The 15,102-nt window shown below is 72.4% G+C and carries 15 protein-coding genes; 8 read left to right on the top strand and 7 right to left on the bottom strand.

Going from position 1 to position 15,102, the window contains the following annotated elements; translation table 11 throughout:
* The first annotated feature begins 3 nt into the window (after positions 1 to 3).
* From ACULK4_RS06345 to secA, 3 genes are all read left to right on the top strand, one after another.
* Complete coding sequence (locus tag ACULK4_RS06345) at positions 4 to 786, top strand: ComF family protein (protein ID WP_445965289.1); 783 nt, start codon at positions 4 to 6, stop codon at positions 784 to 786.
* A 23-nt stretch (positions 787 to 809) separates the two neighbouring features.
* Positions 810 to 1,520: a ribosome hibernation-promoting factor, HPF/YfiA family gene (hpf, locus tag ACULK4_RS06350; protein WP_445965290.1), complete on the top strand. Its 711-nt coding sequence runs from the start codon at positions 810 to 812 to the stop codon at positions 1,518 to 1,520.
* A 178-nt stretch (positions 1,521 to 1,698) separates the two neighbouring features.
* Positions 1,699 to 4,497, top strand: a complete 2,799-nt coding sequence (secA, locus tag ACULK4_RS06355) for a preprotein translocase subunit SecA (protein WP_445965291.1) — start codon at positions 1,699 to 1,701, stop codon at positions 4,495 to 4,497.
* A gap of 78 nt (positions 4,498 to 4,575) precedes the next feature.
* Here secA and ACULK4_RS06360 read toward each other — a convergent pair whose 3' ends face one another.
* Positions 4,576 to 5,832, bottom strand: a complete 1,257-nt coding sequence (locus tag ACULK4_RS06360; protein ID WP_445965292.1) for an adenylate/guanylate cyclase domain-containing protein — start codon at positions 5,830 to 5,832, stop codon at positions 4,576 to 4,578.
* A 62-nt stretch (positions 5,833 to 5,894) separates the two neighbouring features.
* Positions 5,895 to 6,347, bottom strand: coding sequence for an Rv3235 family protein (locus tag ACULK4_RS06365; RefSeq protein WP_445965293.1), 453 nt, complete (start codon positions 6,345 to 6,347; stop codon positions 5,895 to 5,897).
* A gap of 177 nt (positions 6,348 to 6,524) precedes the next feature.
* Between ACULK4_RS06365 and ACULK4_RS06370 the strand changes: the two genes are divergently transcribed.
* Positions 6,525 to 7,115 carry a hypothetical protein gene (locus ACULK4_RS06370; protein ID WP_445965294.1) on the top strand — a complete coding sequence of 197 codons (591 nt, stop codon included), beginning with the start codon at positions 6,525 to 6,527 and terminating at the stop codon, positions 7,113 to 7,115.
* A 13-nt stretch (positions 7,116 to 7,128) separates the two neighbouring features.
* Here the strand turns inward: ACULK4_RS06370 and ACULK4_RS06375 are convergent, their stop codons facing one another.
* Positions 7,129 to 7,422: a helix-turn-helix domain-containing protein gene (locus ACULK4_RS06375; protein WP_445965295.1), complete on the bottom strand. Its 294-nt coding sequence runs from the start codon at positions 7,420 to 7,422 to the stop codon at positions 7,129 to 7,131.
* Between the two features lie 111 nt (positions 7,423 to 7,533).
* Between ACULK4_RS06375 and ACULK4_RS06380 the strand changes: the two genes are divergently transcribed.
* From ACULK4_RS06380 to ACULK4_RS06390, 3 genes are read left to right on the top strand one after another with little or no spacing between them, the layout of a single operon-like run.
* A complete protein-coding gene (locus tag ACULK4_RS06380; RefSeq protein WP_445965296.1) occupies positions 7,534 to 8,166 on the top strand; it encodes a hypothetical protein in 633 nt (210 codons plus the stop codon).
* A complete protein-coding gene (locus ACULK4_RS06385; RefSeq protein ID WP_445965297.1) occupies positions 8,166 to 9,422 on the top strand; it encodes a CpaE/TadZ family protein in 1,257 nt (418 codons plus the stop codon). The genes ACULK4_RS06380 and ACULK4_RS06385 overlap by 1 nt, the downstream gene beginning before the upstream one ends.
* Before the next feature lie 31 nt (positions 9,423 to 9,453).
* Complete coding sequence (locus ACULK4_RS06390; RefSeq protein WP_445965298.1) at positions 9,454 to 10,947, top strand: sensor histidine kinase; 1,494 nt, start codon at positions 9,454 to 9,456, stop codon at positions 10,945 to 10,947.
* Between the two features lie 154 nt (positions 10,948 to 11,101).
* Here ACULK4_RS06390 and ACULK4_RS06395 read toward each other — a convergent pair whose 3' ends face one another.
* Positions 11,102 to 11,350 carry a WhiB family transcriptional regulator gene (locus ACULK4_RS06395; RefSeq protein WP_055859573.1) on the bottom strand — a complete coding sequence of 83 codons (249 nt, stop codon included), beginning with the start codon at positions 11,348 to 11,350 and terminating at the stop codon, positions 11,102 to 11,104.
* A gap of 274 nt (positions 11,351 to 11,624) precedes the next feature.
* Between ACULK4_RS06395 and ACULK4_RS06400 the strand changes: the two genes are divergently transcribed.
* A complete protein-coding gene (locus ACULK4_RS06400) occupies positions 11,625 to 12,005 on the top strand; it encodes a hypothetical protein (protein ID WP_445965299.1) in 381 nt (126 codons plus the stop codon).
* A gap of 70 nt (positions 12,006 to 12,075) precedes the next feature.
* Here ACULK4_RS06400 and bcp read toward each other — a convergent pair whose 3' ends face one another.
* From bcp to aroA, 3 genes are all read right to left on the bottom strand, one after another.
* Entirely contained in the window at positions 12,076 to 12,552 is a 477-nt protein-coding gene (bcp, locus tag ACULK4_RS06405; RefSeq protein WP_445965300.1) for a thioredoxin-dependent thiol peroxidase, read from the bottom strand.
* Positions 12,553 to 12,619: 67 nt separating this feature from the next.
* Complete coding sequence (rsgA, locus tag ACULK4_RS06410) at positions 12,620 to 13,666, bottom strand: ribosome small subunit-dependent GTPase A (protein WP_445965301.1); 1,047 nt, start codon at positions 13,664 to 13,666, stop codon at positions 12,620 to 12,622.
* Positions 13,663 to 15,033, bottom strand: a complete 1,371-nt coding sequence (aroA, locus tag ACULK4_RS06415) for a 3-phosphoshikimate 1-carboxyvinyltransferase (RefSeq protein WP_445965302.1) — start codon at positions 15,031 to 15,033, stop codon at positions 13,663 to 13,665. The genes rsgA and aroA overlap by 4 nt, the downstream gene beginning before the upstream one ends.
* Between the last annotated feature and the right edge of the window lie 69 nt (positions 15,034 to 15,102).

Genomic DNA, 15,102 nt, shown 5'->3' on the forward strand with positions numbered 1-15,102 from the left:
GCCGTGCACCGAGTCGCCCGCGCCGCGCGCGCCGCCCTGCTCGACGCGCTCGCGCTCGCGCTGCCCGTGGACTGCGCCGGCTGCGGCAGCCCGGACCGCTCCGTCTGCGACGACTGCCGCCTCCGGCTCGCGCCCGCACCCGTCGCGGTGACGCGCCCCGGCCTCCCCGAGTGGCGCGGGCTCGAGGCGTGGGCTGGTCTCGAGTACGCGGATGCCGCGGCCCGCGCCATCCGCTCGATGAAGGACGCGCAGCGGACGGATGCCGCACCGGCCCTGGCGCCCGCACTGCGCGCCGCGCTCGCCGCGGCGTGCGCGACGGCCGGCGCGCCGCCGGCGTCGTCGGCGCTCGAGGCCGCGGTCGTGCCCTCGACCCCGGCCGCGCGACGCGAGCGCGGGTACGATCCCGTGCGCCTGCTGCTCGCGCACGCCGGGTTCCACGCGGCGCACGTGCTGCGGACCTCCGCCGGCCGGCTCGATCAGGCGCGGCTCGGACGCGAGGCGAGGTGGGCGAACTCGGCCGGGTCGATGGTGCCCACGTCGCGGCTGGACGGGCGGACGTTCGTGCTCGTCGACGACGTCGTGACCACCGGCTCGACGCTCGCCGAGGCGGTGCGCGCCATCCGTTCCGCCGGCGGAACAGTACACGCCGCAGCCGTCCTCGCCCAGACGCCGCGGCGCATCCCGGAGAGCTCCCTGCCAGTTGACGAACGCCCCGTGACATCCGGCACCCCGGGGACTACGGTGACAGGACAGGCGTGGTCGAACCACCCTTCCGAACCCGGGTGACACGCCGGTGGATGGAGGTCGTCATGGAACTGAACATCGTCGGACGCAACCTGGAAGTGACCGATCGATTCCGCGCCTACGCGGCTGAGAAAGCCGAGAAGGTGTCGCATCTCTCCGACCGTGCGATCTCGCTCGACATCAAGGTGAGCAGGCACAACGAGAAGAACGGGAACTCCGGGCTGGACCGCGTCGAGCTCACGCTCGTCGGCAAGGGGCCCGTCGTCCGGGCCGAGGCCGACGGCTCCGACAAGTACGCGGCGTTCGACGTCGCGCTCGGCCGACTGCTCGAGCGCGTCCGGCGGGCCAAGGACCGTCGCAAGGTGCACCGCGGGGGCAGCCGCAGGCCCACCTCGCTGCGCGAGGCCACCGACGGCGGCTTCGCCGACGTCGGGGTGCAGGCGGCCGATGTCGAGGTGCTCGAGCGCGTGCGCACGGGCGAGATCCCGATCGTGCCCGAGTCCCAGACCACCTCTGCCGAGGAGGCGCCGTACTCGCCCGTGGTGATCCGCCGGAAGGTGTTCAACGCCACCCCCATGACCGTCGACGACGCGCTGTACCACATGGAGCTCGTCGGCCACGACTTCTACCTCTTCATCGACGCCGAGACCCATCGTCCGAGCGTCGTCTACCGCCGCAAGGGCTGGGACTACGGCCTGATCGGCCTCGACGAGCACGGCCACGCCGACGCGACGGCCGAGACCGGACAGGCCGACCTGGCGCGCACCGGCGCCTGAGCGGCATCCGTCGACATCGTCGGCCCGGACCCGGCCGTACCGCGCCGGGCACCGGGCCGACGCCCAGTCCGCTGCCCAGTAGCATGGCTATGATGACCGTCTGCACAGGCGGATACTCCGGCGTGCGCGGGTGCCCCACCCCGACGTCGCATGCCTGACGACAACGGGAGAGCAGTTCGTGGTTTCTATCCTGGAGAAGGTCCTCCGCGTCGGCGAGGGTCGCACCATCAAGCGGCTCGAGAACTACGCCGCCGCGATCAACGCCCTCGAAGACGACTTCCGGGCCCTGAGCGACGACGAGCTCAAGCACGAGACGGTCGAGCTCCGCGAGCGGTACGGCAACGGCGAGTCGCTCGAGGACCTCCTGCCCGAGGCGTTCGCCGCGGTGCGCGAGGCCAGCCGGCGCACGCTCGGCCTGCGCCACTTCGACGTGCAGCTCATGGGCGGGGCGGCGCTGCACCTCGGCAACATCGCCGAGATGAAGACCGGTGAGGGCAAGACCCTCGTCGCGACGACGGCGGCGTACCTCAACGCGCTCACGAGCCGCGGCGTGCACATCGTCACCGTCAACGACTTCCTCGCGAGCTACCAGTCCGAGCTCATGGGTCGCGTCTTCCGCGCGCTCGGGATGACGACCGGATGCATCGTGGCCGGCCAGACGCCGGCGGTGCGCCGCGAGCAGTACGCCGCCGACATCACCTACGGCACCAACAACGAGTTCGGCTTCGACTACCTGCGCGACAACATGGCGTGGCAGGCGTCCGACATGGTGCAGCGCGGCCACTACTTCGCGATCGTCGACGAGGTCGACTCGATCCTCATCGACGAGGCGCGGACGCCGCTCATCATCTCCGGCCCGGCCTCCGGCGAGGCCAACCGCTGGTTCACCGAGTTCGCGCGGCTGTCCCAGCGGCTCGTGCCCGGCGAGGACTTCGAGGTCGACGAGAAGAAGCGCACCGTCGGCGTGCTCGAGCCCGGCATCGAGAAGGTCGAGGACTACCTCGGCATCGAGAACCTCTACGAGTCGGCCAACACCCCGCTCATCTCCTTCCTCAACAACTCGATCAAGGCCCGCGCGCTGTTCAAGCGCGACAAGGACTACGTCGTCATGAACGGCGAGGTGCTCATCGTCGACGAGCACACCGGCCGCATCCTCGTCGGGCGCCGCTACAACGAGGGCATCCACCAGGCGATCGAGGCGAAGGAGGGCGTGCAGGTCAAGGCCGAGAACCAGACCCTCGCGACCGTCACACTGCAGAACTACTTCCGCCTCTACGACAAGCTGTCGGGGATGACCGGTACCGCCGAGACCGAGGCGGCCGAGTTCATGTCGACCTACCGGCTCGGCGTCGTGGCGATCCCGACGAACAAGCCCATGGTCCGCATCGACCAGCCCGACCTCGTCTACAAGAACGAGGAGGCGAAGTTCGCGCAGGTCGTCGAGGACATCGTCGACCGCCACAAGAACGGGCAACCGGTCCTCGTCGGCACCACGAGCGTCGAGAAGAGCGAGTACCTCTCGCGCCTGCTCGCCAAGAAGGGCGTGCGCCACGAGGTCCTGAACGCGAAGAACCACGCCCGCGAGGCCGCGATCGTCGCGCAGGCCGGCCGGCTCGGCGCCGTGACGGTCGCCACGAACATGGCGGGCCGCGGCACCGACATCATGCTCGGCGGCAACGCCGAGTTCATGGCCGTGCAGCGGATGCACGAGCGCGGACTCAGCCCGGTCGACACCCCGGACGAGTACGAGGCCGCGTGGGACGACGTGTTCGAGCAGACCAAGGCCGAGGTCGCGGAGGAGGCCGACAAGGTGCTCTCCGCCGGCGGCCTGTACGTGCTCGGCACCGAGCGACACGAATCGCGTCGCATCGACAACCAGCTGCGCGGTCGCTCCGGCCGTCAGGGCGACCCGGGCGAGAGCCGGTTCTACCTCTCGCTCACCGACGACCTGATGCGCCTGTTCAACGCGGGCGCGGCCGAGAGCCTCATGTCGCGCGGCGTGCCCGACGACGTCGCCATCGAGTCGAAGGTCGTCACGCGTGCCATCCGCTCGGCGCAGGCGCAGGTCGAGGCGCGCAACGCGGAGATCCGCAAGAACGTGCTGAAGTACGACGACGTGCTGAACCGCCAGCGCGAGGCGATCTACTCCGACCGACGCCACATCCTGGAGGGCGACGACCTGCACGACCGCGTCCAGTCGTTCCTCGAGGAGGTCATCGACGAGGTGCTCGACGAGCACACGGCCGAGTCGAGCCCCGACGAATGGGACTTCGACGCGCTCTGGGCCGAGCTCAAGACCCTGTACCCGATCGGGATCACGATCGACGAGGTCGTGGCGGAGGCCGGCGAGAAGGGGCGCGTGAACCGCGATTTCGTCCGGCGCGAGATCCTCTCCGACGCCAGGCTCGCCTACCAGCGTCGCGAGGAGCAGCTCGGCGGCCCGGCCATGCGCGAGCTCGAGCGCCGCGTGGTGCTCTCGGTCATCGACCGCCGGTGGCGCGACCACCTCTATGAGATGGACTACCTCAAGGACGGCATCGGCCTGCGGGCGATGGCGCAGCGCGACCCGCTGGTGGAGTACCAGCGCGAGGGCTACGCGATGTTCCAGCAGATGATGGGCCAGATCCGCGAGGAGACCATCGGCTTCCTGTTCAACCTCGAGGTCGAGGTCGCACAGCAGGGCGCCGCGCCGCGCATCGAGGCGAAGGGCCTGCAGCGCCCCGCCGCACCCGAGGACAAGCTCAGCTACTCTGCGCCGAGCGACTCCGGCGGCGTCGAGGTGCGCAACCAGCGCGGGCAGATCCAGCAGGCCGCGACGCAGCGCGCGCGCCGCGCGGTCGCCCAGCAGCAGCAGCCCCAGCAGCCGGAGCAGCCGGCGGCTCGCGGTGCGTTCGGGCAGCGGACCGACGGCGACGGCGGCGCACCCGCGCCGATGAACCGCCAGGAGCGCCGCGCGCAGGACCGCAAGGGTCGCTGAGCCCGTCACGACCGCGAACGGCCCGGGCATCGCCCGGGCCGTTCGTCGTCGCACGGATCTGCTGAGCCGGCGGCCGGGTCAGGACGTGCGGACTCTCGCCTCGAGGAACGACGTGTGGACGGGTCCCATGCCCTTGATCTCGACGATGCCGCGCGGTCGGACCACGAACCGCTCGGCCACCGCACCGGCGATCCGATCGGTGAGCTGGATCGATCCGGGCGGCGCGGTGGACTCCATCCGGCTCGCAGTGTTCACCGTCTCGCCGTAGACGTCCCAGAGGAACCGCGACTCGCCGATGACGCCCGCGACGACCGGTCCGACGTCGAGTCCGACCCGCAGCTGGACGGTCTGCCGCCCGCCGATCGCGTGCGCCGACGCGAGGTCGCGCAGGCCGAGGGCGAAGTCCGCGAGCGCCTGGAGATCCGCCTCGCCCGCGGGTCCGCCAGTGATCGCCAGGTAGGCGTCGCCGATGGTCTTCACCTTCGTCACGCCCAGCCGGTCCGCCAGGGCATCGAACGTCCCGAGGAGCTCGTTGAGGTCGTGGACGAGTTCGTCCGCCGACATCGTCTCGGACAGGCTCGTGAAGTCCACGATGTCGGCGATCAGCACGCCGACCTCGTCGAACCGATCGGCGATCGGGTGCTCGCCGGCGATGAGCCGATCGGCGATGGGTCCGGGCAGCACGTTGCGGAGGATCCGGTCCGAGCGGTCGCGCTCGTCGGCCAGCGCCGCGGCGAGGCGATCACGGGATCGGACGTAGGCGCGCATGGCGACGAACACGATCGTCGACACCGAGACGATGTTCACTGCGAAGAAGAGGGTGACGATCCACGCGTCGAGGCGCGGCGCGTTCGCCTCGAGCGTCGACTCGAGCGGGACCATGGCGACGACGATCGCGACGAACGCAGCGAACACGAGCAGCGGCCGTCGCACCCGGCTGTACGACAGCGCGCCGACCGGAGCGGCTGCCGCGAAGAGGATGACGCCGCTGCTGTTCGCGAAGCCGCCGAGCGCCACGTGCACGAGCGGCGGGAGCGTGAGGAACATCGCCAGCTGCGAGCGGCGGAACCACGCGTCGTCACGCGTGGCGCGGAGGTGCGCCAGCCCGGCGATCGTGGCGAGGACGTACGCCGTCGGGATGGCGGCGGCCTGGGGAACGCCGATGGCGTAGTAGAACACCGCCCACGGCGTGACGACCGCGGCGGTGAAGACCGCGGCGAAGGTGAGGACCGTCTTCTCCATGCGACGGCCGTCGTCATCCTCCTCCGCGAAGCCGAGCGACGCGATCGGGGTGAGGACCGTGGCGGTGCGTCCGGCGGGCCGGGAGGGCTCCATGGCACGAGGCTACGCGATCGGCGGCATCCACCCGCCGCGGCCCGCCGCAGCCCTCCGGCAGGTCAGAGCACGCTGATCGCGCTCGCGCGCCAGCGCTGGTCGAGCCCCTCGAGACGGATGGCGACCGCGCGCGATCGGGCGCGCTGGTGGACCATCACGACGGCCTCGACGATCCCGTCCGCGGGCTCGTCGACATGCACCCGGCCGACGGAGAACGCGGGCCGCTGCGGCACGAGGCCCTTGGCGCGCCGAGCGCGCGCGGCGAGCACGACGCGCTTGGAGAGGTTGCGGTACACGTCGTCCGTCACCCAGCGGGCCAGCTGCTCGAGGTCGCGGGCACCGGCCAGTACCTCGATCACGCAGTGCGTGAGGTTCCGCAGCAGCGGCTCGGGATCGGCGAGTTCGGCGCGGCCCGAGCGCTGCCGGGCGAACTCGTCGTCGTCGAAGTCGAGGCGTCGCGCGACGGCGTCGCGGACGACGGGCGGGCCGGGCGGGCCGGGCAGGCGTGCGGTCATCGAGTGCTCCAGTAGGGTGGGGTCCGCTCGCCGGGCTGCGTCGACGCGGTACCCCCTGTTCGGGGGTGGTGCTCGGGTCCTGAGTGAACCGTATGGTTCCGTCCGTTCGCGTGTCAAGGAAATCCGCGCCCTGTGGAGAACCGGGGCGTGCGCCACCGCGGCGGGTAGCGTCGGCGCATGCGCTGGGACATGCTGTTCGACGACCTCGAGTCGCAGCTCGACCGCGAGCAGCGCGACGAGGAGCGCGTCCTGGCGCTCGAGTCGGAGCGACTGCGGCTCGCGCGGCTGAGCCTGCGCGACCGCCTCATGGCGATGGCCGCCGCCGACGAGGACGGAGCGGGCGTGCGCATCGAGCTCGCCGGCGGCCGAACCGTCCACCTCCGCCCCGCCGCCTTCGGGCGCGACTGGGTGAGCGGCGCACTCGTCGGCCGGGTCGACGGGGCGCAGTGCGTCGTGCCGATGGCCGCGGTCGCGGCGATCGCGGCGGGGCGTCGCCAGGTGGACGAGAGCCTCGCCCCGGTGCCGCTGCCGTCCGCCCGCGTCGCCGAGCGCATCGGCCTGGCGTTCGTGCTGCGCGACCTCAGCCGGCGGCGCATCGCCGTCGACGTCGAGACGCACGACGGCCGTCACCACGGCACGATCGATCGCGTCGGGCTCGACCACCTCGACCTCGCGGTGCACGAACCCGGAACGCCGCGCCGTGAGCGCGACGTGCGCGGCTACCGGCTCGTGCCCTTCGAGCGCGTGGTCGCGATCAGGGTCCGCTGAGCGCTCTCGGGCGTCAGTCGACCGGCCGCAGACCGCCCGAGCGAACGCCCGACAGCTCGACCACATTGGCGAACTCGCCCTGGTGCCACGCCGAATGACGCCGGGTCGCCTCGTACTGCTCCTCGATCCACAACTCGAGCTGCGTGCGCTCCACGCGCCACGGACCGCGCTCGCCGACGCGGATGGCGGGAAGCTCGCCGGATCCGATCAGCCCGTGCACGGTCTCGACGTCGACCGAAAGCACCTCGGCCGCGTCGGCGACCGAGAGGAAGCGGCCGATCGCGTCGCCCGGACCGTTCTGGATCATCCATCGATTATCGACCTCACCGTCGCGCGCCGCTCACCGTGTGGATAACTTCACGGCGTCCTCTCGGCAACCCGTCACGATGGTCCCGGCGACGCAGGAGAGGAGTCGGGAATGACGTTTCGGGGCGCACGGCGCGAACGGGGTCCGCTGCGGCTCGACCCTCGGCTGATCATCGGGCTCGTGCTGGTCGCAGGATCGACCGTGGGCGTCTGGGCCCTCGTGGAGGCGCTCGACGACACCCGCGAGGTGCTCGTCGCGCCCGAGACGCTGACGCCCGGAACCAGGGTCGACGAAGGGGCGCTGCGCGTCGAGTCCGTCCGGTTGGGCGGCCTCGCCGCGGAGTACCTCGCTCCGGGCGACGTGCCCGACGGCGGATACGTCGTGACCCGTACCGTCCACGCGGGCGAGCTCGTGCCCGCGGCATCCGTCGCCGACCGCGAGAGCGCGGAGCTCGCGGTCGTCGTCGTCGCGAGTGCGCGACCGCTGCCCGGTGACGTGGAACCCGGCGCACTCGTCGACGTGTGGACCGCCGCCGAGGTCGAGCGGGGCGTCCACGAGCCGCCCACGGTCCTCGTCCCGAGCGCAGAGGTCGCCGCGGTGACCGCCCCCGACGGCATGATGGCCTCGGGCGGTCCCACGGTCGAGCTGCTCATCCCGCGCGAGCGGACCGCGGCCTTCCTCGAGGCGCTCGCCGCCGGCCATGCGATCGACCTCGTGCCCGCGAGGGCCGCCGGGGGCGAGTGATGGCCCGCCTCGCGTTCGCCCTCGACCCCTCGGTGGAGGACCGCGTCCTCGCCGACCTCGTCGAGTCCGGACACACCATCGTGGCGCGCCTCGTCGGTTGGCGCGACGTGCTGGACTGCCTCGACGTGCTCGGACCCGACGTCGTCGTCGTCGGGGCCGGCCGCAGCACGCTCACGGCCGAGCTGCTCGCGGCGTGCGATGCTCGCGGCATCCGCTGCATCGCCCTCGCCGACAGCGATCACGACCGCGCCCAGGCGAACCGGATCGGCCTCCACGAGGTACTCGACGCCGATGCCGACGTGGCCGAACTCGAGGCGCTCGTCGCAGGCGGTGTCACGGTGCCGTCGCGCCTCGGTGAACCGGGCGTGGGCGACGGCGCCACCGGCGCGGCGGCGGGCGTGGTCGCGGTCTGGGGCCCCGGCGGTGCGCCGGGGCGCACGACGGTCGCCGTGAACGTCGCCGCCGAACTCGCCGCCGCCGGCCACCGCGTCGCGCTCGTCGACGCCGACCCGTACGGGGGCGCCGTCGCGCCGTGCCTGGGCCTGCTCGACGAGGCGCCGGGATTCGCCTCCGCATGCCGACTCGCGGGTGGCTCGGCACTCGACCGCGCGGAGCTCGAGCGGATCGCCCAGCGCTACTCGTCGCCTCGCGCCCCGTTCGAGGTGTTCACGGGGCTCGTCGGGCCGAACCGGTGGCCCGAGCTCTCGCACGAGCGGGTGACCGCCGCGCTGGAGGCGATGCGGGCACGGTTCGAGTACGTCGTGGTCGACACCGGATTCAGCCTGGAGCGCGACGAGGAATTGATGAGCGACCAGTTCGCGCCCCGGCGCAACGCGGCGACGTTCGCCGCGCTGTCGGCGGCCGACCGCGTGCTCGCGGTGGGCCTCGCCGACCCGGTGGGGCTCTCGCGGCTGCTGCGGGGCCACGGTGAGCTCGTCGACCTCGTCGACGCCGAGCGGGTCGACGTGGTGGTGAACCGGGTGCGTACGAGCGCGCTCGGCATCGACGCCCACGCGCAGGTCCGGCAGACGCTTCGGCGGTTCGCGGGCCTCGCTGACGCGACGCTGCTGCCGCACGACGGCAGGGCGACGGACGCCGCGATCCTCACGGCGCGCACCCTCCGCGACGCCGCGCCGCGCTCGCCGCTGCGCGCGGCACTGCGCGCGTACGTCGACGCCCGGCTGATGCCGGAGCCCGAGCCCGCCCGGCGCCGCGGGCCGCGGGTGGTCGTGCGCCGGCGGACGGCCGTGGCCTGAGGCGGCCCCCGGCGCTGGGTACGCTGGGTCTGTGTCGACCCTCAGTGACCTCGTCCTCGCCCAGGGGCGCAGCAGCCAGGCCGACGTGGACTGGCTGCACATGCTCGTCGGGGACCTCCAGCTCCTCGCGGACCTCGCGTTCGCCGACATCGTGCTCTGGGTGCCCTCGGGCGACGACGACTTCGTCGCCGTCGCGCACTCGCGCCCGTCGAGCGCCGCGACGCTGTTCTACCGCGACTTCGTCGGCCAGGCGGTCCGCGTGGAGTGGAAGGGCCTGGTCTCGCAGGCCTTCACGTCCGGTGCGATCGTCGATTCGTCCGCGCCCGACTGGTACGAGGAGATGCCCACCCGGGTGCGCGCGGTCCCGGTGATGCGCCGGCTCTCGGTCACGGGCACCGAGCTGGCGCCCGAGCCGGTCGCGGTCATCACCCGCCACACGAACCTCGGGGCGACCCGCACGCCGAGCCGGCAGGAACTCACGTTCAACGACTGCGCCGGTGAACTCTTCCAGATGATCGCATCGGGCGACTTCCCCGACCTCGGCGCGCCCACCGGCCCTCGGCGCGGCGCCCCGCGCGCGTCCGACGGCCTCATCCGGCTCGACGTCGACGGCATCACCACCTTCGCGAGCCCGAACGCGCTCTCGGCGTTCAACCGGATGGGCTTCGACGACGAGCTCGAGGGCCAGTCCCTGGCCGAGGTCGCATCGCGTCTGCTCAGCGGCAAGCTCGTGGTCGACGAGTCGCTCCCGCTGGTGGTCACCGGCCGGGCGCCGTGGCGCACCGACGTGGAGTCGCGCGGGGTGACGGTGTCGTTGCGCGCGATCCCCATCCGCCGCCGCGGGGAGCGGACCGGAGCGATCGTGCTGACGCGCGACGTGACTGAGCTCCGCCACCAGGAGCAGGAGCTCATCACGAAGGACGCCACGATCCGCGAGATCCACCATCGCGTCAAGAACAACCTGCAGACCGTGGCGTCGCTGCTGCGGATCCAGGCCCGTCGCACGCACTCCGACGAGGCACGCGACGCCCTGACGCAGGCGATGCGACGCGTCGGCGCGATCGCCGTCGTGCACGACACCCTCTCGGAGGGCCTCAGCCAGAACGTGGACTTCGACGAGGTGTTCGATCGCGCGCTGCTGCTCGTGGCCGAGGTCGCCGCCGCGCACAACACGACCGCGCACCCGAAGAAGTCGGGCACGTTCGGGGTGCTGCCGAGCGCCTACGCCACGCCGCTCGCGCTCGCGCTCACCGAGCTCGTGACGAACGCGGTCGAGCACGGCCTCGCCGGCCAGGAGGGCGACGTGGAGGTCATCGCCGGCCGCTCCGAGACCATGCTCACCGTGCAGGTCCGCGACACCGGTTCGGGGCTGCCCGAGGGCAAGGTCGGCGAGGGCCTCGGCACCCAGATCGTGCGCACGCTCATCCAGGGCGAGCTCGGCGGCACGATCGACTGGCACACCGTGGTCGGAAGCGGCACGGAGGTCACGATCGACGTGCCGCTGCGCTGGATCACCAAGTCCTGACGCTCCCGCCGCGGGCGGCGCCGTCGCACGCGAACGGCACCCGCTCGATGCGGGTGCCGTTCGGTTCGGGTGCTTGCGGGGAGTGCGAGCCGTCGGCCTGCCGGGAGGTGGTCGATCCGGGGACTGCGGCAGTGCGGCTCGCGACGCGCGGGGGTCAGCCCGCGCGACGGGCGCGAGCGGCGCGGCGCTTCAGGGCACGGCGCTCGTCCTCGCTGAGGCCGCCCCACACGCCCGAGTCCTGGCCGGTCTCGAGGGCGTACTGGAGGCAGATCTCGGTGACGGTGCATCGGGCGCAGACCGCCTTGGCCTTCTCGATCTGGTCGACGGCCGGTCCGGTGTTCCCCACGGGGAAGAACAGTTCCGGGTCGGCGGTGAGGCAGGCGGCTTTATCGCGCCAATCCATTCAGATGCTCCTTGCGTTGTCGATCCACAGCGGACGCACGCGTGCGCTGCCGGGAACCGGCTGGTGCTGCGGTGGGGGAAAGCCGAATCTCGGGAAGTAGGATCGGGGAGGATCGGCTCACGTCCCTGTGAGCATCAATTCGGCCTCATAAATGGTCGCATAGCGTGGGAAGTGAATCAAGAGTGCACTTCGGGAGAAGCCTGTGAATGGACGGGACGCCGCCCGTGACCGCGCGGCGCCCTCGGAAGGCGGAGTCCGGGCCGCGCTCCTGACCGTGTCGGTGCTCCTCTTCGCCGAGGCGGCAGCGCTCGTGGCGATGGTGGCGTGGCTCGTGTTCGACCTGTTCGTGCTGCAGCCGTCGTCGGTCGCGACGGCCGTCGCGCTCATCGTGATCACCGCGCTGGCGGCCGCGTGGGTGGCGGCGATCGCCGTGGCATCCGTTCGGCGGGCGCCGTGGTCGCGGGCCGCCGCGATCGTGTGGCAGGTGCTGCAGCTGTCGATCGCGGTCGGCGCCTTCCAGGGCCTGTTCGCGCGGGCCGACATCGGGTGGGCGCTGCTGCTCCCCGCCGTGACGGTGATCGGGCTGCTGCTGTGGCCGCCCGTCCGCGAGCGGTACGTGCGAGATGAGGACGCCGCGCCCGCCGGCACCGACTGACCGGCGCCCGCCGGACGCGAGCGGGCGGCCGCCGCTCGCGCGACGACCGCCCGGATGGCGGGGCGGCGGCTCAGCCGTCGACGCCGAGCTCCGTGCGAAGGCGCGCGACGTGACCGGTCGCCTTCACGTTGTACATGGGCTTGGCGATGCGGCCCTCCTCGTCGATGACGAAGGTCGAGCGGATGGCGCCCGTGACGGTCTTGCCGTAGAGCGACTTCTCGCCCCAGGCGCCGTACGCCTGCTGCACCGCGAGGTCGGTGTCCGACAGCAGGGGGAAGTCGAGGCCATCGCGCTCGGCGAACTGCTTGAGCGTCGCGACGTCGTCCTTCGAGACGCCCACGACGCGCACGCCCGCTCCGGCGAACGAGTTGAGGCTGTCGCGGAAGTCGCAGGCCTCGGTCGTGCACCCGGGCGTCATGGCCGCCGGGTAGAAGTAGAGCACGACCTTCTGCCCGCGCAGTGACGAGAGCGTGACGGGATTGCCGTCCTGGTCGGGCAGGGTGAAGTCGGGGGCGAGGTCGCCGGCGGCGAGTCGAGCGTCGGTCATGTCCCAATCGTAGGCACGACCACGGATGCCGCGGTGCGCGCGCTCCACGCGGCATCCGTCGCCCGCATCAGGCGAACGTGGTGAGGAGCCGCTGCAGGGAGTCGAGCCGGACCCGCCCGGACTCGCCGAGCTCGCCCGCCTGCACGGCTTCGTTCATCGCGCAGTCCGGGGCGTTCGGAAGGTGCGTGCAGCCGCGCGGGCAGTCCTCGGCGACGCGTGCGAGGTCGGCGAAGGCGCCGAGGATGTTCGAGGGATCGACGTGGCCCAGTCCGAACGAGCGGACTCCCGGGGTGTCGATGACCCAGCCCGTGCGGCCGTCGTGCACGAGGCGAAGGGACACGGTCGACGACGACGTGTGCCGGCCGCGGCCCGTGACGACGTTGACGTGGCCGGTCGCGCGGTTCGCGGCGGGCACGAGGGCGTTCACGAGCGTCGACTTGCCGACGCCGGAGTGCCCGACGAACACGGTGCGATGACCGACGAGGCGGTCGGCGATCTCGTCCAGCGGCATCGCGTCGGCGCGGCTCAGGATGACCGGGAGGTCGAGTCCCGCGAAGTTCGCCAGGAACGGCGCGGGATCGGCGAGGTCGGTCTTCGTGACGCACACGAGGGGGGCGATGCCGGCGTCGTACGCCGCGACGAGGTACCGGTCGACGAGGCGCACGCGCGGCTCCGGATCGGCGGCGGCGATGACGATGAGCATCTGGTCGGCGTTCGCGACGATGACGCGTTCGACGGCGTCGGTGTCGTCGGCACTGCGGCGCAGCAGGGTCGTGCGCTCCCGGACGCGCACGATCCGCGCGAGCGTGCCCTCGTCTCCCGAGCTGTCGCCGACGAGGTCGACGCGGTCTCCGGTGACCACGGACTTGCGGCGCAGTTCGCTCGCGCGGGTCGCGGTGATCTCGCGTTCAGTCGGTTCGCCCTCGTCGACGAGCACGGCGTAGCGGCCCCGGTCGACGCCGAGCACGATGCCGATCTCGGCGTCGGCGTGCTCGGGGCGCGTCTTGGTGCGCGGGCGGCTGCCGCGGCGGCTGGGCCGGACCCGGACGTCGGACTCGTCGTACTGGTCGTACTCCGGCTCGTCCTCGTCGTCGTCCGTCTCCCACCAGCTCATCCGAGCATCTGCTCCCAGAGCTCGGTGAACTGGGGGAGCGTCTTGGACGTCGAGCCGATGTCGTCGACGACGACGCCGTCGACGGCGAGGCCGACGATCGCGCCCGAGGTCGCCATGCGGTGGTCGGCGTACGCCTTCCACTCGCCTCCGTGCAGCGGCGCCGGCTCGACGCGGAGCCCGTCGTCGAGCTCGGTGACGCGGCCGCCGAGTCCGTTGAGCTCGGCGGCGAGCGCCGCGAGCCTGTCGGTCTCGTGGTGGCGGATGTGCCCGATGCCGGTGAACGTGCTCGGCTCGTCGGCGAGGGCCGCGAGGGCCACGAGATTCGGGACGAGCTCGCCCGCCTCCGACAGGTCGAGGTCGACGCCGCGGATGCCGCGGCCGCCGCCGTCGCCCGGTTCGGGCGCGTGCACCGTCAGCCGGTCGCCGTCGCGCTCGACGCGAGCGCCGAAGCGGGGGAGGAGGTCGGCCAGCTGCGCGCCGACCTGCGTCGTCTCGGCGGGCCAGCCGGTGATGGTGACCGATCCGCCCGCGACGAGCGCCGCGACGAGGAACGGCGCGGCGTTGGAGAGGTCGGGCTCGATGTCGACGTCGCGCGCGGCGATCGGACCGGGCGCGACGACCCAGCGGCCGACCGACGGCTGCTCGACCGCGACGCCGCGGAGCGCGAGGGTCTCGATCGTCATCTCGATGTGCGGCAGGCTCGGCAGTCGCTCACCCGTGTGGGTGAGGTCGAGGCCGCGCTCGAACCGCGGCGCCGAGAGCAGCAGGCCCGACACGAACTGGCTCGACGCCGAGGCGTCGATGGCGAGCTCGCCGCCCTCGACCCGGCCGAAGCCGTGCACCGTGAACGGCAGCGCGCCCCGGCCGTCGTCGTCGATGTCGACGCCGACCCCCCGGAGGCCGTCGATGACGCCCCGCATGGGACGGCGGCGTGCGCCCTCGTCGCCGTCGAACGTCGTGGGGCCGAGCGCGAGCGCAGCGACGGGCGGCAGGAACCGCATGACCGTGCCGGCGAGTCCGCAGTCGATCGTCGTCGAGCCGACCAGCTCGCCGGCGGGCGTGACGCGCACGTCGTCGCCGAACCCGCCGGCGCCCGACATCCGCTCGAACCCGACCCCGAGCTGGCGCAGACCCTCGACCATGAGCTCGCTGTCGCGCGACCACAGCGGTGCGCGCAGCGTCGACGGGCCGTCGGCGAGGGCGGCGAGCACGAGCTCGCGGTTCGTGAGGGACTTCGAGCCGGGCAGCGACAGGGTCGCGGCGAGCGGGGCGGATGCCACGCGCGCGCGCCATCCCTCGTTCGACTCGACCTGGCGGTTGTCGCCGTACGGATCGAACTCCGGTGCGGAATACCTCGAAAGCTGCATCGGTTACCAACAGTAGCGCCCGGCGGAACGGGAAGGAGTTGGTGCGCGTGTCGACGACAGTGCTCGAAC

This window comes from Agromyces selenitireducens (genome assembly GCF_052748465.2).